Origin of the sequence: Micromonospora sp. SL4-19, assembly GCF_047921475.1 — a bacterium.
In the GTDB taxonomy this organism is placed as follows: Bacteria; Actinomycetota; Actinomycetes; order Mycobacteriales; family Micromonosporaceae; genus Micromonospora.
This window is the reverse complement of record NZ_JBLROB010000031.1, coordinates 1-20,330: the sequence shown is the minus strand read 5'-3', so window position 1 is coordinate 20,330 and position 20,330 is coordinate 1. Positions and strand designations below refer to the sequence as shown.

General features: G+C 71.0%; 23 protein-coding genes and 2 pseudogenes. 12 read left to right on the top strand and 13 right to left on the bottom strand.

Annotated elements, in window-relative coordinates; all coding sequences use genetic code 11:
• Nucleotides 1-712 precede the first annotated feature (712 nt).
• A pseudogene (locus ACNAVT_RS26535) lies at nt 713-847 on the top strand (ABC transporter ATP-binding protein); the annotation flags it as partial.
• Nucleotides 848-1,094: 247 nt separating this feature from the next.
• Here ACNAVT_RS26535 and ACNAVT_RS26530 read toward each other — a convergent pair.
• On the bottom strand, nt 1,095-3,125 hold the full coding sequence (locus tag ACNAVT_RS26530; RefSeq protein WP_416300084.1) for a heavy metal translocating P-type ATPase: 2,031 nt from the start codon (nt 3,123-3,125) through the stop codon (nt 1,095-1,097).
• Nucleotides 3,126-3,246: 121 nt separating this feature from the next.
• Between ACNAVT_RS26530 and ACNAVT_RS26525 the strand changes: the two genes are divergently transcribed.
• Complete coding sequence (locus tag ACNAVT_RS26525; RefSeq protein WP_416300082.1) at nt 3,247-3,675, top strand: heavy metal-responsive transcriptional regulator; 429 nt, start codon at nt 3,247-3,249, stop codon at nt 3,673-3,675.
• 87 nt (nt 3,676-3,762) lie between these two features.
• Here ACNAVT_RS26525 and ACNAVT_RS26520 read toward each other — a convergent pair whose 3' ends face one another.
• On the bottom strand, nt 3,763-4,134 hold the full coding sequence (locus ACNAVT_RS26520) for an ArsR/SmtB family transcription factor (RefSeq protein ID WP_416300080.1): 372 nt from the start codon (nt 4,132-4,134) through the stop codon (nt 3,763-3,765).
• A 180-nt stretch (nt 4,135-4,314) separates the two neighbouring features.
• Here ACNAVT_RS26520 and ACNAVT_RS26515 point away from each other — a divergent pair, with 180 nt between their 5' ends.
• Nucleotides 4,315-5,358: an ArsO family NAD(P)H-dependent flavin-containing monooxygenase gene (locus ACNAVT_RS26515; protein WP_416300079.1), complete on the top strand. Its 1,044-nt coding sequence runs from the start codon at nt 4,315-4,317 to the stop codon at nt 5,356-5,358.
• A gap of 130 nt (nt 5,359-5,488) precedes the next feature.
• On the opposite strand, the gene ACNAVT_RS26510 is transcribed toward ACNAVT_RS26515, so the two are convergent.
• From ACNAVT_RS26510 to ACNAVT_RS26470, 9 genes are all read right to left on the bottom strand, one after another.
• Nucleotides 5,489-5,896, bottom strand: coding sequence for an arsenate reductase ArsC (locus ACNAVT_RS26510; RefSeq protein ID WP_416300077.1), 408 nt, complete (start codon nt 5,894-5,896; stop codon nt 5,489-5,491).
• Between the two features lie 181 nt (nt 5,897-6,077).
• Entirely contained in the window at nt 6,078-6,821 is a 744-nt protein-coding gene (locus ACNAVT_RS26505) for an aquaporin (RefSeq protein ID WP_416300075.1), read from the bottom strand.
• 48 nt (nt 6,822-6,869) lie between these two features.
• Nucleotides 6,870-7,532 (bottom strand): arsenate reductase ArsC, encoded by a 663-nt coding sequence (locus ACNAVT_RS26500; RefSeq protein WP_416300073.1) that lies wholly within the window; start codon nt 7,530-7,532, stop codon nt 6,870-6,872.
• Nucleotides 7,529-8,215 carry a helix-turn-helix domain-containing protein gene (locus ACNAVT_RS26495; RefSeq protein ID WP_416300072.1) on the bottom strand — a complete coding sequence of 229 codons (687 nt, stop codon included), beginning with the start codon at nt 8,213-8,215 and terminating at the stop codon, nt 7,529-7,531. The genes ACNAVT_RS26500 and ACNAVT_RS26495 overlap by 4 nt, the downstream gene beginning before the upstream one ends.
• Before the next feature lie 121 nt (nt 8,216-8,336).
• Complete coding sequence (locus ACNAVT_RS26490; RefSeq protein ID WP_416300070.1) at nt 8,337-8,672, bottom strand: YnfA family protein; 336 nt, start codon at nt 8,670-8,672, stop codon at nt 8,337-8,339.
• Nucleotides 8,669-8,977: a hypothetical protein gene (locus ACNAVT_RS26485; protein ID WP_416300068.1), complete on the bottom strand. Its 309-nt coding sequence runs from the start codon at nt 8,975-8,977 to the stop codon at nt 8,669-8,671. Before ACNAVT_RS26485 ends, ACNAVT_RS26490 begins: the two co-directional genes overlap by 4 nt.
• Nucleotides 8,961-9,410: a MerR family transcriptional regulator gene (locus tag ACNAVT_RS26480; protein ID WP_416300067.1), complete on the bottom strand. Its 450-nt coding sequence runs from the start codon at nt 9,408-9,410 to the stop codon at nt 8,961-8,963. The genes ACNAVT_RS26485 and ACNAVT_RS26480 overlap by 17 nt, the downstream gene beginning before the upstream one ends.
• A complete protein-coding gene (locus ACNAVT_RS26475; RefSeq protein WP_416300065.1) occupies nt 9,407-9,763 on the bottom strand; it encodes a hypothetical protein in 357 nt (118 codons plus the stop codon). The genes ACNAVT_RS26480 and ACNAVT_RS26475 overlap by 4 nt, the downstream gene beginning before the upstream one ends.
• Before the next feature lie 53 nt (nt 9,764-9,816).
• Nucleotides 9,817-10,668 (bottom strand): permease prefix domain 1-containing protein, encoded by an 852-nt coding sequence (locus ACNAVT_RS26470; protein WP_416300161.1) that lies wholly within the window; start codon nt 10,666-10,668, stop codon nt 9,817-9,819.
• A gap of 89 nt (nt 10,669-10,757) precedes the next feature.
• On the opposite strand from ACNAVT_RS26470, the gene ACNAVT_RS26465 reads away from it, so the two are divergent.
• A complete protein-coding gene (locus tag ACNAVT_RS26465) occupies nt 10,758-11,021 on the top strand; it encodes a PEP-utilizing enzyme (RefSeq protein ID WP_416300064.1) in 264 nt (87 codons plus the stop codon).
• A 97-nt stretch (nt 11,022-11,118) separates the two neighbouring features.
• On the opposite strand, the gene ACNAVT_RS26460 is transcribed toward ACNAVT_RS26465, so the two are convergent.
• On the bottom strand, nt 11,119-11,451 hold the full coding sequence (locus tag ACNAVT_RS26460) for an ArsR/SmtB family transcription factor (protein ID WP_416300063.1): 333 nt from the start codon (nt 11,449-11,451) through the stop codon (nt 11,119-11,121).
• 62 nt (nt 11,452-11,513) lie between these two features.
• On the opposite strand from ACNAVT_RS26460, the gene ACNAVT_RS26455 reads away from it, so the two are divergent.
• Complete coding sequence (locus ACNAVT_RS26455; RefSeq protein ID WP_416300061.1) at nt 11,514-12,674, top strand: flavin-containing monooxygenase; 1,161 nt, start codon at nt 11,514-11,516, stop codon at nt 12,672-12,674.
• Nucleotides 12,675-12,696: 22 nt separating this feature from the next.
• On the opposite strand, the gene ACNAVT_RS26450 is transcribed toward ACNAVT_RS26455, so the two are convergent.
• The gene (locus tag ACNAVT_RS26450) at nt 12,697-13,080 is read right to left on the bottom strand and encodes an ArsR/SmtB family transcription factor (protein WP_416300059.1); all 384 of its coding nucleotides are present in this window, start codon (nt 13,078-13,080) and stop codon (nt 12,697-12,699) included.
• 89 nt (nt 13,081-13,169) lie between these two features.
• On the opposite strand from ACNAVT_RS26450, the gene ACNAVT_RS26445 reads away from it, so the two are divergent.
• The 7 genes and pseudogenes from ACNAVT_RS26445 to ACNAVT_RS26415 all read left to right on the top strand — a co-directional run bounded on the left by ACNAVT_RS26445 (nt 13,170) and on the right by ACNAVT_RS26415 (nt 18,419).
• Nucleotides 13,170-13,319 (top strand): hypothetical protein, encoded by a 150-nt coding sequence (locus ACNAVT_RS26445; RefSeq protein ID WP_416300057.1) that lies wholly within the window; start codon nt 13,170-13,172, stop codon nt 13,317-13,319.
• Between the two features lie 13 nt (nt 13,320-13,332).
• The gene (locus tag ACNAVT_RS26440; RefSeq protein WP_416300056.1) at nt 13,333-13,581 is read left to right on the top strand and encodes a hypothetical protein; all 249 of its coding nucleotides are present in this window, start codon (nt 13,333-13,335) and stop codon (nt 13,579-13,581) included.
• Nucleotides 13,578-14,822 carry a M28 family metallopeptidase gene (locus ACNAVT_RS26435; protein WP_416300054.1) on the top strand — a complete coding sequence of 415 codons (1,245 nt, stop codon included), beginning with the start codon at nt 13,578-13,580 and terminating at the stop codon, nt 14,820-14,822. Before ACNAVT_RS26440 ends, ACNAVT_RS26435 begins: the two co-directional genes overlap by 4 nt.
• A gap of 12 nt (nt 14,823-14,834) precedes the next feature.
• Nucleotides 14,835-15,161 carry an ArsR/SmtB family transcription factor gene (locus tag ACNAVT_RS26430; protein WP_416300052.1) on the top strand — a complete coding sequence of 109 codons (327 nt, stop codon included), beginning with the start codon at nt 14,835-14,837 and terminating at the stop codon, nt 15,159-15,161.
• A pseudogene (locus ACNAVT_RS26425) lies at nt 15,161-15,657 on the top strand (GNAT family N-acetyltransferase). Before ACNAVT_RS26430 ends, ACNAVT_RS26425 begins: the two are co-directional and overlap by 1 nt.
• 78 nt (nt 15,658-15,735) lie before the next feature.
• Complete coding sequence (locus ACNAVT_RS26420; protein ID WP_416300050.1) at nt 15,736-17,151, top strand: FAD-dependent oxidoreductase; 1,416 nt, start codon at nt 15,736-15,738, stop codon at nt 17,149-17,151.
• Nucleotides 17,151-18,419 carry an MFS transporter gene (locus tag ACNAVT_RS26415; protein ID WP_416300048.1) on the top strand — a complete coding sequence of 423 codons (1,269 nt, stop codon included), beginning with the start codon at nt 17,151-17,153 and terminating at the stop codon, nt 18,417-18,419. Before ACNAVT_RS26420 ends, ACNAVT_RS26415 begins: the two co-directional genes overlap by 1 nt.
• Nucleotides 18,420-20,330: the final 1,911 nt, after the last annotated feature.

Below are 20,330 nucleotides of genomic sequence, written 5' to 3'. Positions count from 1 at the left end.
ACTACCGGCCGCCGGACGGGTAGCGGCTCCAGGTAGCACCAGCGTGGGCGTTCTGTCGGGTGGTGGCGGTCTGGTGAAAGCCGAGTGCGTCGGCGATGACCGGCGCCGGTGCTTGGAGAACGAGTTGACGCAGCGCGGAGACGCGTGCCTCGACGAGCGGAAGGCCGAGATCGCGTAGCCGACGGTGCAGGGCCGAGTAGGCGAGAGGTTGGCCGGGCAGGCGACCGGGGAATAGCCACGCGTGGCCGTGGCCTGCGGGAGCGTCGTTGATCAGGCGGTGCAGCAACGCCGTGACGGGATCGGGCACCGGGCTGGGTGGGTCGCCGAGGCGGCTTATTGGAATAGTCCGTGCAACGCTGGGTCCGATTGTGTCGACGCCGGCGAGGAGGAAGGCGGGCGGAGCATCGGGACATGACGGAATCCCCCGCGGTTCGGGTACGCGGATGCACAAGCGGCCCGGCCGGCGCACCGCGCTGGCCGGGATCGACCTGGACATCGCGTACGGCGAGGTGGTCGCCCTGCTTGGCCCCAATGGCGCAGGCTAGACCAGCACGGTGGAGATCCTGGAAGGACACCGGAGCCGGGACGGCGGCGAGGTGACCGTGCTCGGGGTGGACCGGGGCGGGTCGGCCGGTTCGACCGGGCTGCCCGGGACTGGCGGTCCGGCATCGGCATTGTGCTCTAGGAGGCCGCTGACCTCGGCGAGTTGACCGTGGGCGAGGCGGTCCGGCACTTCGCCCACTACTACCCCGCACCCCGCGACCCGGCCGAGGTGATCGAGGTGGTCGGGCTGACCGACCGGACCTGGACCCGGGTCCGCGAGCTCTCCGGCGGCCAGCGGCGCCGGCTGGACGTGGCCGTTGGCCTGGTCGGCGACCCGCGCCTGGTGTTCCTCGACGAGCCGATCACCGGCTTCGACCTGGCCGCCCGGCGGGCGTTCTGGGAGCTGATCCGGACCGGCACCACGATTCTGCTGACCACGCACTACCTGGACGAGGCGCAGGCCCTCGCCGACCGGGTGGTGGTGCTGGCCGGCGGCCGGGTGGTCGCCGACGCCCCGCCGACCGTCCTGGCCGAGCGGGCCGGCCACCAGGTCACCGTGCGGTGGTCCGACGGCGAGCGGCAGACCGACGGCCCGGGAACGGCTGGCGGTGGCGTAGCAGGCGGGCGGAGTTGGCGAGGATGCCGAGGTCGGGTACGGATTGGGCGGCTGCGGCGAGCATCACTGGCAGGATGCCGGTGGCGGCGAGGGTGAGGCCGAGGGCGTTGTAGCCGGCGGTGAAGCCGATGTTGACGCGGATCGCGCGGGCGGTGCGGCGGGCGATGCGTACGGCGTCGGCGACCAGGGTCCAGTCGTCGCGCATGAGCGCGATGTGGGCGGCTTCGATCGCGATGTCGCTGCCGGCGGCGCCCATGGCGATGCCGATGTCGGCTTGGGCGAGGGCGGGGGCGTCGTTGACGCCGTCGCCGACCATGACGACTCGGTGTCCGGCGGTTTGGTACTCGCGCACGACGGCGATTTTGTCTTCGGGGAGCAGGTTGGCGCGGTAGGCGATGCCCAGGCGGTCGGCCAGCGGCGCGGCGGTTTGGGTGTTGTCGCCGGTGAGCAGTTCGATGCGGGCCAGGCCGAGTCGCCGTAGTTGGGTGAGGGTGGTCTCGATTTCCGGGCGCAGGGTGTCGGCGGCGGCCAGCACTCCGATGAGACGGTCGTCGGACGTGACGGCCAGCAGCGTCTTCCCGGCGGCGGTCATCTGGCGCACTCGGGGGTGGTCGGCGGCGTGTGGCACCATCCGCAGCCCGCCGACGGTGACGGGCGTGCCGTGGATGGTGGCGCGCACGCCGTGGCCGGGGATGGCGGCGAAGTCGTCCGGCTCGGCCAGCGGCAGGCCGCGGGCGGCGGCAGCCGCGCGTACCGCTGCGGCGAGGGGGTGTTCGGAGTAGCGTTCCGCCGAGGCGGCGACCGTGAGCAGGTCGGTTTCGGTGCGTCCGTCCAGGGGCACGATGTCGGTGATCTGTGGCCGGCCCAGGGTCAGGGTGCCGGTTTTGTCGATGAGCAGCACGTCGGCCTTGGCGAGCAGTTCGAGGTACCGGCCGCCCTTGATGAGCAGGCCGCGCTGCGCCGCCGCGCCGACGGAGGCGAGCACGGCAACGGGGGTGGCCATGGCGAAGGAGCAGGAGCAGGCGACGACCAGTACCGCGGCGGTGGCGAGGGTGTTGCCGGAGAGCAGGTACGTGGCGGCGGCCACGACTGCCACGACGGGCAGGTAGTAGGCGGAGAACTTGTCGGCGATGCGCTGCACCGGCGCCCGGTGGGTCTCGGCCTGCTCGACCATGGCGATGACTCGGCCGAAGGTGGAGTCCCTGCCGATGGCGGTGGCCTGCACGCGCAGCGCGCCGAGGCGGGCGAACGAGGCGGCGAACACCCGCTCGCCCGGGCCTGCCTCGACCGGCATGGACTCGCCGGTGATCGCGGCTTGATCGATGGTGGCGTGCCCGGAGATCACGGTGCCGTCGACCGGGATCTGCTCGCCGGGCCGGACCACGACGATTTCCCCGACGCGGACCTGCTCCACCGGCACGTCGACCTCGACGTCGGCACGCTCCACTCGGGCGGTGCTCGGGGCGAGGGCGGTCAGTTCCCGTACGGCGCGGCGGGCGCGTTCGGTGGTGAACCGTTCGGCGTAGTTCGCCACGTGCATGAACAACACCACCACCACGGCGACCGGCGACTCGCCGACCATCAGGGCGGCGATCACGCCGACGGTCATCAACGTGTGGGAGGTGACCCGCCGTTGCCACGCCGCCCGAGCCACATTGGCGAAGATCGGGAAGCCGCCTGCGGCGACCAGCGCCAAGCCCACCCAGAACGGCACCCGGTCGGTGAGCCGGTCGAACACCCCGAGCCATTCGCCCACCACGACGACCAGCAGCACCAGGCCCACCACCAGGCCGAACAGGGTCAGCACCGGCCGGGCGAACCCGAACCGGCCCGACGGACGCCCCGCCGGTGCGCACGCGTCGTCGCAACCGCAGCCGCCCACCTCCGCAGCCGGTGCCACCGCCGTGACAGGCAGCACGACGTCGCGCTTCGGCGACGCCGAAGGTGGTGGAAGCGTTTGGCTCATGGCAGCCCTCCCGACACTCGCCCCGCCCAGCGACGACCAGACGGGGTAATCGTTCATGCGGTTACGCTAGAACTTGGAGTCGACTCCAGAATCAACCCCGATCGGGAAGACGACCAGTGACATGCCCGATACCAGCGTTCCGCCGCGGACGACCTGGACGATCACCGAGGTAGCCCGCCGGACCGGCGTCACCGCCGACACGATCCGCTACTACGAGCGCATCGGCCTGCTGCCCGCCCCGCAGCGCACCGCTGGCTCTCACCGCCGCTACGGACCGGCCACCCTTGACCGGGTTCAGTTCATCCAAGGCGCGCAGCGGCTCGGCCTGGCCCTGACCGACATCGGGAACCTGCTCGCCGTACGCGACACGGGCGCATGCCCGTGCGAGCCCGCCGCCGACCTGCTACGCCGACGCATCAGCGACATTGACGCCGAGATGAGTCGGCTCGCCGCCCTCCGCGCCGAGCTGGTCACCATGGCCGACGCCCTACCCGATGAGAACTGCCCCAACCCCAGCCCAGGAACGTGGCGACCGCCTCCACCGTCCTGACGCGCCAAGCGCCGGCCGCCGTCAACCACCGCTTGGCTGACGCTGCTCTGGTATCGCCACGGTGAGAAGCGCCTTCGGCAGTGCGGCTCAGCGGGCCTTCTTCGTCGCCCGCTTGCGGGGCGGGGTCAACAGGTCGGCTATCGCCGCGATCGCGGACGGCACGAGCCGGTAGTACGCCCAGACGCCCCGCTTCTCACGCTCGAGCAGGCCGGCCTCGGTGAGGATCCGAAGATGATGACTCACGGTCGGCTGGGAGAGACCCAGCGGCGCGGTGAGGTCGCTGACGGACGCCTCGCCCTCCGGGGCGGACTGGATCAGACTGAGCAGTCGCAGCCGGGCCGGGTCGGCGAACGCCTTTAGCACTCCCGCGAGCCGCTCGGCATCGGCACGCTTGATCGGCTCGCCAGCAAGCGGCGAGATAGCAGGTGTAGCAGTTTTCGCAGTTCCCACGCCTTCCATAGTTCCACGAACACCATCTTTTGGCCGGAACCGGGTCGCCGCCAGCTTGCGAGTGGGAACCGTGATGACCCACCCCTGCTGTGCCCGCGGTCGGAAGCAGCGAGTGTCCACGTAGCCCAACGTCTCGGTGTTGTGGGTTACTCGGCATGATGATCGACGGACGCAGTGGAGGTGCAGAGGGTGCCCGGATCGTGTGACGTGGTGGTCGTCGGGGGCGGGCAGGCAGGCCTGGCGGCGGGCTACTACCTGCGCCGCGCCGGTCTGGATTACGTCATCCTCGACGCTCAGCCACAGCCGGGCGGGGCGTGGCAGCACTACTGGCACTCCCTGCGGTTGTTCTCGCCGGCGGAGTACAGCCCGCTGCCGGGGTGGGGGATGCCGCGGCAGGAGGGGGAGGAGTTCCCCACCGCCGGGCACGTGGTGGACTACCTGCGCGCGTACGAGAAGCGGTATGACCTGCGGGTGCGCCGGCCGGTCCGGGTACACGAGGTGCGGCCGGCCGGGGATTTCTTGGCGGTGGAGACCAACGCCGGGAGGTGGCTGGCCCGGTACGTCATCTCCGCCACCGGTACATGGGAATGCCCGTACGTGCCCAACATCCCTGGCCGCGAGGAGTTCGCCGGCCGGCAGCTGCACACGGTGGACTACACCTCGCCGGAGGAGTTCCGTGGACAGCGGGTGGTGGTCGTCGGTGGGGGTAACTCGGCGGCGCAGATCCTGGCCGAGGTGTCGCGGTTCGCCGAGGCCACCTGGGTCACCTTGCGCCCGGCGCGGTTCATGCCGGACGACGTGGACGGTCGTGTGCTGTTCGGGGTGGCCACCCGCGCGGCTGCCGGTGGCGCCGGTGGTGGTGTCAGCGACCTGGGGGACATCGTGATGGTTCCCAGCGTCCGCGACGCCCGGGATCGCGAGGTGCTGCACGCCCGACCCATGTTCGCGCGGCTCACGGCACACGGTGCGCGCTGGCCCGACGGCACCGAGCAGCCCTGCGATGCCGTCATCTGGTGCACCGGCTTCCGGCCCAACCTCCCGCACCTCGCGCCGCTGCTGCCCGGGTGGCAGGAAGGCAAGGTGGCCACAGACGGCACCCGGTCGGTGGACGAGCCCCGCCTGTACCTGGTCGGCTATGGCGACTGGACGGGACCGGCGTCGGCCACGCTGGTGGGCGCCGGCCGCACGGCGAAGGCCACGGTCGCCGACATCACCGGCCGCCTCGCCGGATAGCCCTGGCTGGATCCGGCCGACGGGCCCGAGGCCCGGCCAGCATGGGCCAGGCCTCGGGCGAACGGGCTCAGGGCAGGGCGGTGAGCCGCCGCCGGGTGGGTGGCCTCGGTGGGCGGGAACGAGGGTGGTGTCAGGCGGTGGCGCGCAGCTCGGCGACGAGCTTTTCGACCCGGGTGCGGATCTCGTCGCGGATGGGGCGTACGGCGTCGACTCCCTTGCCGGCGGGGTCTTCGAGTTTCCAGTCTTCGTAGCGCTTGCCGGGGAAGACGGGGCAGGCGTCGCCGCAGCCCATGGTGATGATGACGTCGGAGGATTCGGCGGTCTCGTATTCGAGGAGCTTGGGGGTCTGGTCGGTGATGTCGATGCCGACCTCGCGCATGGCTTCGACGGCGGCGGGGCTGATCGTCGCGGCGGGGGCGGAGCCGGCGGAGCGGACCTCGACGGTGTCGCCGGCGAGGTGGCGTAGCCAGCCGGCGGCCATCTGGGAGCGGCCGGCGTTGTGGATGCAGACGAACAGGACGCTGGGCTTGGTGCTCATGAGGTGCCTTTCATGCTGTACGGGTCGTGGGGTCGGTTGACCGGTGCGTCGTCGACGCTGTCGGACGGGACGTGGTCGTGGGTGCTGTTGCGGTCGACCAGCCGGTAGCGGCCGGGACCGTATCGTCGGTTGACGAAGCCGGGTGAAGGCTCAGCCGTGCTGGTGTGGGGTGGGCGCGGTGTCACGAGCGGCGGCTGATGGCGGCGTCCTCGTCGGTGGGAACGACCACCTGGTCGGCGGCGGCGCCGGCGTCGGGGTAGAGGGCGGCGAGCAGGCCGACACCGACGGCGAGGCCAACAAGCTGCGCCAGCACGAATCCGGGCACGGAGGCGGGGGCGATGCCGGCGAAGGTGTCGGTGAACGCCCGGCCGATGGTGACTGCCGGGTTGGCGAACGAGGTGGAGGAGGTGAACCAGTAGGCAGCGCCGATGTAGACGCCGACGGCGGCGGGCGCGACGGCGGCGCGGCCGGAGCGGGCGAGGGAGAAGATCAGCAGGATCAGCCCGGCGGTGGCGACGACCTCGCCCAACCAGAGGTGCCCGGCGGCGCGGTCCTTGCCGGAGAAGTCGACGGCGGCGAGGTCGAACATGAGGTTGGCCAGTACCGATCCGGCGATCGCGCCCAGCACCTGGGCCCCGACGTAGCCGCCCAGGTCGCGGGCGGTGAGGCCGGTTCCGGCGCGGCGGCCGAGGAACCAGTCAGCGGCGGACACGACCGGGTTGAAGTGGGCGCCTGAGATCGGTCCGAAGATGAGGATCAGCGTGGCGAGGGCGAAAACGGTGGCGGTGGAGTTCTCCAGCAACTGGAGGCCGACGTCGCCGGGCGAGAGGGTGGTGGCCATGATGCCGGAGCCGACCACGGCGGTGACCAGCAGGGCGGTGCCGAGGAACTCGGCCAGCAGGCGCCGCCGAAGTGCGATGGTCATGTGTTCTCTTCCATGATCGGAGGGACCCCGGGCGAGCCGGGGTGACGGTTACCAGGTGGTGGTGACGTTCAACTCGTCGAGGAGCCGGCGGACCCGGCGTTCGATCTCGTCCCGGATCGGCCGCACGCCGACCAGGTCGAGACCGGCGGGGTCCTCGACGGTCCAGTTCTCGTAGCGGGTGCCGGGGAAGACGGGGCAGGCGTCGCCGCAGCCCATGGTGACCACGACATCGGCGGCGCGGACGACTTCGTCGGTCCAGGGCTTGGGGAACTCCTCGGAGATGTCGATGCCGCGTTCGGCCATCGCCGCGATCGCGGCGGGGTTGATCTCGGTGCCGGGTTCGCTGCCGCCGGACAAGGCGATCGCGTGCTCGCCGGCCAGGTGGGTGAAGAAGCCCAGGGCCATCTGGGAGCGGCCGGCGTTGTGGGTGCACAGGAACAGCACCACGGGACGGCCGTCGCGGTGGTGACCCTCGACCCGGGCCAGGGCCCGCAGGCGCTGGCGGGCGAACCGTTCGGCCAGCAGAGGCAGATAGTTCGGAATGGTGGCGGCGGTGGCGAACTGGTCGTAGCTGCTGTGCAGGAACTTCTCGATGGTCTCGGTGCCGTAGATGCCGTCGAACTCCTCGGCCAGCCGGGTCGCCGCGGTGTGCAGGGCGACCTGCTGGTCGAGGGTGATCTCCTGCTGCGAGTAGGCGGTCGTGTCGGTCATCGGGGACCTCCGGGCAGGACGGCGGGGGCGAGCCGGTCAACCCGATCGGCGAGGTCGGCGTAGGCGGCCTCGAACGCCTCGTCGGTGTCCACCCGCACTGGGTCCGGGACGGACCAGTGCAGGCGGGGGCGGACCGGGCCGGCCAGCTCTTCGTGGGCGTTGTCGCACACCGCGATCACCAGGTCATCCCCGCGGACGACGTCGGTGACGTGGGCGGTGCCGGTCGGGTCGAGGTCGAGGTGGTGACGGTGGGCCACCGCGACCGCGCGGGGATGGACCCGGACCGCTGGCTTCGTGCCAGCAGAGGCGACGGCGCCATTGGTGCGCTGCTTCCACAGGGCGGCGGCCAACTGCGAGCGGGCCGAGTTGTGAGTGCACACGAACACCACTCGACCGATCCCGGACAGTCGCGGGGTGGCGAGGGCGGCGAGGGTTTCCGGGCGCAGCCGCAGGTAGGTGCGGCGCCGGTCACCCTCGGAGCGGCCCTTGACGACCAGGCCAGCGTCGGTGAGGACCTTGACGTGGTGGGCGACCAGGTTCGTCGGCATCTCGAGGGTGTGGGCGATCTCCCCGGGGGAGGCGTCGCCCAGGGTGAGTGCGTCCACGATCGCCAGGCGCGCCGGGTCGCCGAGAGCGGCGTGGATCCGTGCGCGCTCCGTCAGGGAAGCAAGCTCAGCGTTCATTGACTCAACTATTGCTGAGCTATGTGCCGTTCGTCAAGGACGAGTGCGCCACGGGATGCGTCTTGGCAAGCAGTGTGAGCAGGCGTCAAGGAACACTCGCGCCTCTGACGGCGGCTGTCCGTTAGCTGCTGCGCGGGGCGTACATGATGACGGCGACGCCGACGAGGCAAATGGCGGCGCCGATGAGGTCGTAGCGGTCGGGGCGGAACTTGTCGACGACCATGCCCCAGGCGAGGGAGCCGGCGACGAAGACGCCGCCGTAGGCAGCCAGGATGCGGCCGAAGTTCGGGTCGGGCTGGAAGGTGGCGACGAAGCCGTAGCAGCCGAGCGCGACAACGCCGGCCGCGATCCACAGCAGCCCTCGGTTCTCCCGCCAGCCTTGCCACACCAGCCAGGCGCCGCCGATCTCGGCGAGCGCGGCGAGGAGAAACAGCAGGATCGAGCGAGCAACCGTCATGCATCGGACCGTAGCGGGAGCACCTCACGGTCCTGCTGATCACCCTGCTTGCAGGAGCAGTTGCCGCCGGCGCAGCCGGTCGCGTGGCGGCGTGTGCTGGCCCACCACCAGGACAGCCCGGCGAGCACGGCAAGGGCGACGGCGACGCCGGGCAGAGAGTGGTTGACCGCGGCCCAGCCGGCACCACCAAGAACCCCGGCCGCGAGCAGGGCCGGCAGGACGCAGCAGGCGGCGCAGGCGGCCCCCGCGAGTCCGGTCAAGCCGGAGGGGAGCAGGCGGCGCAGCCGGTCAGCAGGTGTCGGCACGGGGAGTCCCTTCGGCGAGTTCAGCGAAGGGCAGTGGGCAGCAGGAACTGCCGGCACAGGCGATGAGGTCGTCACAGCCGGCCGAGATGGCGGCCCGCAGGGTGTCGCGGATGACCGTCAGGTCTGCCAGTTTCTGCTCGACCTCGATGAGCTTCTCCCTCGCGCGGGCCTGCAGGCTGCTGTCCGGTCGGCTGCTGTGCTGGTGCTGGCCAGCGTCGAGCAGGTCGGCGACCTCGTTGAGGGTGAAGCCGAGGCGCTGCGCGGTCTTGATGACCCGCAGTAGGGTGACCGTCTCGGACGGGTAGAGCCGATGCCCGCCCGGTGACCGATGAGGCGAGGTGAGCAGTCCCCGGCGCTCGTAGTAGCGCAGCGTCTGCAAGTTGACCCCGGCAGCGTCGGCCAGCTGGCCGCTGCGCAGTCCCGATCCGCTCATCTTTCGCCCGTTACCGCCGTGGCCCTGGCGGCCAGGGCGTCCAGCACGTCGACGTGCCCCGCCGGTACCTGGACATCCAGGGTCAACGAGTCAGGATCAGTGCGTGAAAGGTCGAAGGTGAAGAACGAGCAGCACGACGACTCGCGGGCCGTCAGATCCCGCGCCGTCACCTCCACCTGCGCCGCACCGTCGAGCCGCAACCGCAGGTGCCCCGCCGACATGCGGTCGACGGCGCGTACGGCAGCGGTGAAGAACTGATCGAACTCGGCGAGCCGCAGCGGCCGTTCCGCCGTCGGCAGTGTGCACGTATCCGCCACCCAGGAGTCGTGTGTCGGGATGTGGTGGTCACTCACACCACGACGGTAAGCCTGTACCTGGGTACTGGATGCAAGCCCAGTGTTACGTGTCACGTGTCCGAGGCTCCGGCGCTGGAATGCAGGTAGTGCCCGTCGTGCGTGGCCGGGTTCGGTCGGCAGGGGACGGTGGGGTCAGCAGCGCGGCGGGCTGGCACAGGACAGGGATGCTCATAGACCAAGCCGTGCGGCTGCGACTCGGCTTGGTCTTCCCGGCGGTCGCAGGACCAACATCCGAAGCATGGGAGCCAGCCTCCGAACGCTTCACTGGTGACCGTCGTGATCGTCTGACGGCGTGGGCGGTGGACCGCCACGGGTGGCCGCGGAGTACCGCGCGGCGTGGCTGGTCGCGACAAGGCTGCAGGCGATCCGAGTGAGGTGGCGGCGACGGCGAAGACGGCCAGTGCCGAGGCCGGAACATCTGACCGGAGGTAGGTCGCGATCACCGTGACGTCTCCGGCGAGCGCGAGGGCGGCGAGCGTGATGGTGGCGGCGAATGCGTGTCGGGGGCTGGCTTCGGGTAGCCAGCGCATGAGGCGGCCGGTGGTGGCGAGGGTTCCGGCGGCGGTGGCGATCGCGATGACGATCAGTGGAATGGCAGGGATCGCGGCCAGTAGGGCGATGAGGCCGGTGCGCCACGGGTGTGACTGTAGGAGCAGGAGCCACCAGATGCCCACGAGGGGTCCGGTGGCGATGTACCAGGCGATGGTGCGCCGGGCGTAGGCGGTGGCCAGTTCCCCGGCGAAGGCCTCCGCGACCGATTGCGGGCTGCCGAACCAAGCGATCGCGGCGATGACTGCCTCACCTTCGGGCAGGCCGGCGGTCACGTGGTCGCTGACGGCGTGGTCGAGTCCATCGCGTAGTTCGGCGAGGATCTGCTCGCGGCGTCGGCGTGGTCCACGCAGTCGTGCAGCCCGTGGCGCGGTCGAAACCGGCGAGGGCGATCGTCGGGCATCCGGCCTCTGCCGGCCGTGTCACCGGCACCGTCGCCATCGTGCACGGGCCGGAGGACTTTGAGGCCTTCGCCGATGGCCAGGTGCTCGTCGCCAAGGCCACCGCCCCGGCGTGGACACCGCTGTTCGCGCGCGCCGCCGCGGTGGTCACCGACGGCGGCACCCTGGCCGCACACGCCTCGCTGGTGGCCCGCGAGTACGGCATTCCCGCCGTCGTCGGCACCGGCGACGCCACCCAACGACTGCGTCCCGGGCAGCTCGTGACCGTCGACGGCACCGCAGGCACCATCACAATTCACAGCTAGGCCGTCAGGCCCACAGCTGCTGCACGCACCCTGGGGGAAGGCGCAGCCTCCGGGCCGTGGGCGCTGGGGACCGCCACGTATCCGGTTGGTGGCCTATTCAACAGCAGGTCGCGAGGTAGGACTGCAAGTCGGCGAGGGCGGCGAGCGCGCCATCACGATCGGCCCGGTAGTACACCGTCTTGCCGTCCCGGCGGCAGGTGACCACGCCACCGCGTCGCAGCAGGGTCAGCTGCTGGGACGCTGTGGCCTGGCTGATGCCGATCCGTTCGGCCACCTCGCCGACGGACATCTCGGCGCCGCGGGCGAACAGCATCATGATCCGTTGCCGGGTGGTGCTGCCGAGGGCCTTGAGGAACTCCTGCGTCTGTGGCGCGAGGCCCGGCGCGGCGGCGTTCTGTGGCCCGGTCGGCTGGTCGGCGGTCTGGCTCATGGTCACACCCTTCCTCGTCCCATTCATATTGTCATTCAACGAAATGACGATATGATCGTGTCGTGACCGCTCAAGCCGATCCTGTGATCATCATTGGCGGCGGCCAGTCCGGCCTCGCTGCCGCCCGAGCAGCCCTGACCGCCGGGCTGCGACCCGTCGTCCTGCACGCCGGCGCCGACCCGGTCGGTTCCTGGCCGGACTACTACGACAGCCTCACCCTCTTCTCGCCCGCCCGCTACAGCGCACTGCCCGGCATGCCCTTCGACGGCGACCCCGACCGCTATCCGCACCGCGACGAGGTCACCTCCTACCTGCGCCGCTATGCCCAAGCGCTCGACGCCGAAATCTGCACTCGCACGCGGACGGTCGCCGTGCACGCCCGTCCCGACGGTGGATACCTGGTCCGCACCGACACCGGCGACGAGCTCGCCGCGGTGGGTGTCGTCGCCGCCAGCGGCTCCTTCGGCAACCCGTACCTGCCGGCCCTGCCCGGGCAGGGCGACTACGGCGGGGACCTGCGGCACGTCGCCGACTACCGCCGGCCTGAGGCGTATGACGGCAAGCGTGTGGTGGTCGTGGGTGCCGGCAACTCCGCCGTTCAGGTCGCCTACGAACTCGCCACGCACGCGCGCGTGACGCTGGCGACCCGCGAGGCGGTCCGGTTCCTGCCGCAGCGCATCCGCGGGCGGGACCTGCACCACTGGCTACGCGTCACCGGCGCCGACCGTCTCCCGCGCGCGGTCCTCACCCGGCTCGTCCGGCACGCCACCGTGCTCGACCCCGGCCGCTACCAGGCCGCCGTCACTTCAGGCGTCCTTCCCCGCCGGGAGATGTTCACTCGCTTCACGCCCGAGGGCGTCGTCTGGAGCGACGGCACAACAGAATCGATCGACGCGATCATCTACGCCACCGGCTACCGCCCCGACCTCGACTACCTCACCCCTCTCGGCACCCTTGACCGCGGCGTGCCCGGGCAGGTGGCCGGGATCTCCACCACCCATCCCGGCTTGGTCTACCTGGGTCTGGAGTTCCAGCGATCCTTCGCCTCGAACACCCTGCGCGGTGTCGGGCGCGACGCCGCGTTCGTCATGGCAGCCCTTGTCGCCGCACACGCTGGCCGGCGACCCCGCTCTTCTCGCCAGCGGCGCGACACGCCCTCCGGTCACCCGTGGCCGACGTCGGCCATGAAAGCGGATCGAGCCACGGACGGCGCCGGCACGTGACGGCGGTAGGGGCGCGGCCGGGTCAGGCCCGGGAGGCGCCTGCCGGCTCGATCGACAGCAGCGCGGCGAGCTGGCGCAGGATCTGCGGCCGCGCCCGGTAGTAGACCCACGTCCCACGCCGCTCGGCGTTGACCAGGCCTGCTTCGCGCAGCGTCTTGAGGTGGTGGGAGATCGTCGGGCCGGTCAGGTCGAACGCGGGGGTCAGGTCGCACACGCACGCCTCCCCGTCCTCGGCGGAGGCGATCATCGACATCAGCTGCAGTCGTACCGGGTCACCGAGGGCCTTGAACGCGGGTGCCAGCACCGCGGCCATCTCGGGCGGAACCCGGCGCTGCGCCAGCGGCGGGCAGCACGGCGCCTCGGCGTTCAGATCGACGACGGGCAGCAACTCCTTTTGCTTCGACATGCCTCTAGGTTGACATCCCTCTAATTATCGTGCAAGCCTTTGATTCGACGGGCGTCAAGACAAGGCGTCCCAAAGGAAAGGGGACCACCATGTTCGGCTCGATCCGCCGCCCCCGGACGTCGCTGGCCGGTGTCCGGTTTTGCGACTCCTGCGCCCAGGTGTCCACCCACGCGCTGCGCGCCGAGCGCCGCCTCGACCGCGTCCGCGCCACCGCCTACACGCTGATCAGCCCCCGCTGAGGAAGGACCCGACATGAGCCAGATCACCCCCACCACTGGCGGCTTCACCGGCAACCCCGCCGCCGCACTGCAGGTCACCGGCTCCGGCGCCTGCTGCGGCAGCCCCGCACAGGCCGTCGGCGGGATCCTCCCGCCGGCCGGCGACACCGCCAGCGGTGACCCGTGCTGCGGCACCCGCCAGCCCGCCCAAGCCGCCGACTCGTGCTGCGGCACCCAGGCCAAGGCCGACGCCGTCACCTCCGGACAGGGGTGCTGCTCATGACCATCCCGAACGAGCTCCAGGATCTGCTCGGCTGGGTCAGCGCCGACCGGATGGCGGCCGCCATCGGTGTCCTCGCCGGCGACCGCATGGCGGGGCGGCGCGTCGGCTCGCCCGGCGGCGCGGCAGCCCGGGCCTGGCTCGTCGACCAGCTCACCGACCTCGGCGCCGACGTCCGCACCGAGGAGTTCCCGGTCCGTGCCGTGCCGCAGGTGTACGAGACACCGACGGTCACCTGGGGCGACCGGAGCGGCTCCGCCCCGCTGGTGTTCGGCCGACAGGTCGCGATCCACCCCGCCTCCGCCGACACCGCCGACACCCGCCGCGGTGCCCTCGGCGTCGCCGGCAAGGATGACCCGGCGGGGCGGTGGCTGGTCGTGCCGGCCGAGATGAGCTTGTTCGACGCCTACCGCGACACCTGCGGCGCCGCCGGGTTGCTGGTCCGCCGCGCCGTCGATGTCGAAGGCTGGCAGTTCACCATGCTCGCTGGACCAGATCCGGGACCACTACCGGTGCTGGCCCTCGACCCCGACACCCACCACGTCGTCCTCGCCGCTGCCGCCGCGGGCCACGGCTGGCTGGCTGGTGCCACGCCGCTGCGCCGCGATGATGTCACCGGCACCAATATCCACGCCCAGCTCCGCGAGCCGGTCCCCGGCAGCACCGACCTGCTGCTCACCGCCCACTACGACGGTGTCGGCGACCACCCGGGCCTGCGCCTACCTGGCGCCTCGGACAACGCCACCGGCGTCGCCGTGGTACTCGAAGCCGCCCGAATCCTCGCCCGTGGACTCCCCGACGGCATCGGGCTCTGCGTCGCTCTGCTCGACGCTGAGGAGGTCGGCGCGCTCGGCTCCGCCCATCACGCCACCCAGCTCCGCACCCAGGGTCCCGCGCCCCTGGTCGTCAACGTCGACGGTGCCGGCCGCCTCGACGGGGCGGCGGCGGTCGAGGCGGGCGGACCTGCTCATCGCCTCCTCGCCTTGCTCGACCAGGCAGGCCGGCACACCGGCGTCCCCCTCACGGCGGGCCCAGTGGCATCGGACAACCGCCGCTACGGCGGCGCGGGCTTCGCCGCGGTCGGCATTGGTGCCGGCATGGGCGGCTACCACAGCCCCGCCGACACCCCCGACAAGGTTGATCCCGCCACCCTGGCCGCGATCGCCCGCCTTGTCGTCGCGACCGCCCACCTCACCGCGACCACGCCCGCTACACTTTCATCGCCAATCGGCGATAGACGATAGAAGGAGTTGGTGGTGGGCGACCTCCTCGACCGGGGCACCGCGCAGACCTACGCCTCGTGGTTCCGGGCCCTCGCGGACCCGACCCGGGTGCAGATCGTCGAGTACCTCGCCCGGCACGCCCGACCGATGAGCGTCGGCGAGATCGTCGCCGCCGTCGGCCTGGCCCAGTCCACCGTCTCCCAACACCTGAAGATCCTCACCGAGGTGCGGTTCGTGCTCGTCGAGCCGGTCGGCACCGCTCGCCACTACCGCATCAACGACGGCTGCGTCGGCTGCTTCCCGTCGGCCGCCGACGTCGTCATGGGCCGCCCTGCCCCCCATCCGAACGGAGCCTGCTGATGGCCGACCTCACTGTCCGCCCCATGACCGGGGACGACGCCGAGCGGGTCCTCGCCATCTATCAGGCCGGCCTCGACAGCGGTGACGCCAGCTTCGAACCCACCGCCTCGACGTGGGCGGCGTTCGACGCCGGCAAGCTGCCCGATCACCGCTTCGTCGCCGTCGCTGCCGACGACCAGCTGATCGGCTGGGTCGCCGTATCACCCACATCGACCCGCGCCGTCTACGCCGGCGTCGTCGAGCACTCCGTCTACATCGACCCCGCCGCCCAGGGGAGAGGCGCCGGCCGGCTTCTCCTCGATGCCCTGATCGCGTCCACCGAGGCTGCCGGGATCTGGACCGTCCAGTCCGGTGTCTTCCCGGAGAACGCCGCCAGCCTCGCTCTGCACAGCGCGCCGGGTTCCGCGTGATCGGCATCCGCGAACGCGTCGGCCGCCACCACGGCCGCTGGCGTGACGTGATCCTCCTCGAACGCCGCAGCCTCACCATCACCTGACACCCGCCGCCGCCCCGGTAAACCGGCGGCTCACCACGCACTGCTGATTTGATGAACCTCAACATAAGGAGTTGTCTGATGAGCACTCTGGACCAGCTGCCCGTCGCCGTCATCGGCGCCGGGCCGGTCGGACTCGCCGCCGCCGCCCACCTGCACGAGCGCGGCCTGCCCTTCCTTGTATTGGAGGCCGGTGACACCGCCGGCGCGGCGGTGCGGCAGTGGGGGCACGTGCCGGTGTTCTCCCCGTGGCGGTACAACATCGACCCCGCCGCCCGCCGGCTGCTCGACGACGCCGGCTGGGTTGCCCCGGCCGAGGACGCGCTGCCCACCGGCGCGGAGCTGGTGGCCGACTACCTGCAGCCCCTCGCGGAGCTGCCGCAGCTCAAGCCGCACCTGCGCTACGGCGCACGCGTGGAGGCGATCAGCCGCCTTGGCCTGGATCGGCTGCGCACCGCTGGCCGCGAGCAGGCGCCGTTCCTGATCCGCCTCGCCGACGGCGAAGAGGTGCTCGCTCGCGCGGTCATCGACGCCTCCGGCACCTGGGGCACCCCCAACGTCCTCGGCGCCTCCGGCCTCCCCGCACGAGGCGAGAAGAACGTGGCCGCGTACCTGGAGCACGCCCTGCCGGACGTGCTCGGCACCGACCGAGACCGGTTCGCCGGCCGGCACACCCTGGTCGTCGGCGCCGGCCACTCCGCCGCCAACACCCTGCTCTCCTTGGCGGAGCTGGCCGCGGCTGAGCCGGGCACCGAGGTGACCTGGGCGATCCGCTCGGCCAGCCCGGCGCGTACCTACGGCGGCGGGGACGCCGACGCGCTGCCCGCCCGCGGCGCACTCGGTTCCCGGCTGCGTGAGCACGTGGACGCCGACCGGATCCGGCTGCTCACCGGCTTCTCCGTCCACGCCCTCACCCCGACCGATGGCCGCGTCGCGGTGGTCGTGCGCCACGCCGACGGTAGCGAGGAGCAGGTGATCGTCGACCGGATCGTTGCCGCGACCGGCTTCCGCCCGGACCACTCGATCGCCGCCGAACTGCGCCTCGACCTGGACCCGGTCATGGGCGCCACCCGCGCCCTTGCCCCGCTGATCGACCCCAACGAGCACTCCTGCGGCACCGTCCCGCCGCACGGCGTCGACGAACTGGCCCACCCCGAGGCCGGCTACTACGCCGTCGGCATGAAGAGCTACGGCCGCGCGCCCACCTTCCTCATGGCCACTGGCTACGAGCAGGTCCGCTCGGTCATCGCCGCACTCGCCGGCGACTGGCAGGCAGCCCGCGACGTCCAGCTCGACCTGCCCGAAACCGGCGTCTGCAACAGCAACCCCGCCGACTCCACCGGCACCGACAGCTGCTGCGGCCCCACCCCGACAGCCCAGCCGGCCGGCAAGGGACTCGCCACCGGCATCTCCGGTGGACTGCTGTCCGCGCCGCTGACCCTGATCACCCTCGACACTGCCAACGAGGGCCAGACCGGCGGCTGCTGCAGCAGCTGATGCCCACCACCGCCCCCACGGTGCCCGCCGACCACACGGTCGGCGGGCACCACACCCACGGGTGGCGTATCGTCGCCGCCCTCGCCATCACCTCCACCATCGGCTACGGCACCCTCTACTACGCCTACGCCGTCCTGCTCGGCCCAATGGCAGCCAGCCTTGGTGCCTCCACCACCGCCGTCACCGGCGCCCTGACCGCCAGCGTCCTTGCCGGCGCGCTGATGGCCATCCCGGTCGGTAGGTGGCTGGACCGGCACGGCGGACAAGTTCTGATGACCACCGGCTCGATCACCGCCACCGCCTTGCTGGTCGCCTGGTCGCAGGTCCAGAGCATCGGGCAGCTCTACGCCGTCATGATCGGCATCGGAATCACCGGCGCCATGGTTCTCTACGAACCTGCCTTCGCCGTCATCGTCTCCTGGTTCACCCCCGACCGGCGCCCCACCGCCCTCCTCGCGGTCACCGTCGTCGCCGGGTTCGCCAGCACCATCTTCATGCCCCTCACCGGCTACCTGGTCGCCCACATCGGCTGGCGCGGCGCACTGCTCACGCTCGCTGCCATCCACGGCACCGTGACCGTGCCGCTGCACGCCCTCGCCATTCGCAAACCCCCGCACATCGCGGCACCCATCCCCGCAGCGCGACCAGACCACCTCACGCGGCGTGCCGCTGCCCGCGCCGCCATGCACGATCTCCGGTTCTGGATTCTCGCCGCCGCCCTCATCGCCCACGGCGCAGCCACCAGCACCATCGGTGTCCACCTTGTCGGCTACCTCACCAGCCGCGGCCATCCCGCTACCTTCGCCGCCACTACAGCCGGGTTGCTCGGCGTCCTGTCCGTCACCGGACGACTCGTGCTCACCGGCGCACGACGCCGGCTGCCGGTCACGCACATTGTGGCCGCGGTCTTCGCCGTTCAAGCCGCCGCTGTCCTTGCCATGCCCCTTGTCGCCGGAACCCGGGCAGGTGCCGTCATCGCCGTTACCGGCTTCGGACTCGGCTTCGGCATCGCCAGCCTCGCCACCCCAGCACTCCTCGCCGACCGCTACGGCACCACCGCCTACGCCACCATCGCCGGACGACTCGCCGCCCCCGTCACCACGGCCAAAGCCGCCGCACCCCTGCTTGCCGCCACGCTCTTACCGCACGGCGGCTACCACCTTCTACTCGCCGCCGTCACCACCGCATGCCTTCTCGCCGCCGTCGGCATGCGGGTCGTGGGGGAGGGCAGGATCGATAGCGGCGAGCACCGTAACCAGCCCACCTGACTGCGCGCTGCTGCCGTGTCAGGAGCAGATCCAGCTCAAGCACCCGCAATGGCCTGCGCGCAGAAGGCCGACCCGACACCTACCCCAGGTCCCACGCGGTCCACCTGACAGCCCATGGCCGCTCGGATCGCGTGGCCGGCAGTGGCTGATCTCCGAACAGCACTGCTCCTACCGCCTCGGCCGCTGCGCGCATTTCCGCCTCCGGGTCCCGCAGCGGATCACACACCACCAGTAGGAGATCGCGGTGAACGAGTGTCTGGGCTGGGTGGCCCGTCTGCTGCCTGATCAGCGAGCGGATCTCCTTCCGGAGGGCGGCAAGCTGGTCACCGGGCACCTCCCGAACCTCCGCGTAGCCGTGCTCACGCACCACGTCGGCGACCACCTGCGCGACGACCGGGACTCTGCGGTCGACCGCTGGCGCGGGAAACAGACGGTCCATCAACGTGAGACACGTCGGCACGTCGGAACGCCGGCTCCCGGTACCTGCTCAGCGTGCCGCCGTCACCGCCGACCATCAGCGCCCAGGCCCGGCCGCACATCGTCGTGTGCTCCCAGATTGGCTCCCGCAGCGCCTCGACGTCATACCGCCGCTGGACTGCCTGCCGGTCACTGTCTCCGGCCGTGAGGTAGTGGTCGGGTACGGCGCTACGGCCCTGCTCCGGCGGCTCGTGCCGGCGCGCGAGGTGCACCGCCTCACCGCCGCTGACCGCCACGAGAAGCAGCAGAGACTTCCCAGCGGTGATGACGTTCGGTCCATGCAGGCCGTCACGCACCAGCAGTATGCCCGCCCCTCCTTGCAGGACGGCCACAGGCGAGGCTTGCTCGGCCCCAGGCCCGCGGCCATCAAGCTCGTCGAATACGGGACCGCATGTGCCGATGTCGCCGGCATGGCACAACGTTCACGCCCACACGGCGAACAGCTCGTCCGGCCGGCTTGTACCTGCCGCCCTACCCACCCGGCCCCGCCCGTGTTCGAGGCCGATGCCGGCACTGCCTGTTCATGTTCCTCCGCCGGTGCTCGCCGCCGCGCAGGACGTGCTGCTGGGGATGGCTGTCCCGTCGAGCCGCGGCTGGATGACCGCGCAACATCTCCAAGGCCTGGACTGGGAACCGGGCCACCGCCTCGACATCCAGCCACACCAGGGAATGCACTCGGGTCTGGATAGGACGGCAGGGCGAGTCCTTGACCGTTCGCCGTAACGGACCCGGTAACGGCGAACGCCCGCCGGTGGGGGAGCGGCCGACATCGGATGGCATTGGGACGTGATACAGGGTGTCGTTCTGTCCGGGTATGCGGATGTATCGAGCTGTTCCGACACGGCGTGACAGAATCGTTGTAAAACTGGGGGTCAAGGGATCGTCGGTTCAAATCCGGCCGTCCCGACCGGTTGACCTGGGGAGATGGAGATCTCCCCAGGTAACGGCGGTAACGGATGATCTTTGATGGCAGTAACCGCGCTGCGGATTGGCCGTCGGTCCTCCTCGCGTTCACCCGCTCCGACCTGCGGCTTCACGCCGATCGCGGATGCACCGGCATGTTGCTTCCTTGATTTCGCGTTAAGTGCTGCGGATGCTTGCCGCCTACGAGAAGCTGTCGACCCTTGCTCGGGCTTGGCCTAAGACCACGCACGAGGTGGTGCCGCCGCCAGGCATGGTCGGTGGCCTGTACCTGGTGAACCGGCAGACCGGCGAGGAGTTCCACTCGCCGTCGGACAAGGGTGAGCCGGTGGACTGCGGGTACATCGGCCGGCTGCCCCGTCCGGCGCTGCACGTTCCTGTACCTCGCCGGCCCCGCCACGAGCCGCCCCAGACCAACCCGGGTTTACCGAACTGTGACATGTCACACGGCAAATGCCGAAGGTCGTCGATTTAGGCTGCCGCCACACACCCTGGGCAACCTCCACCTCGAGA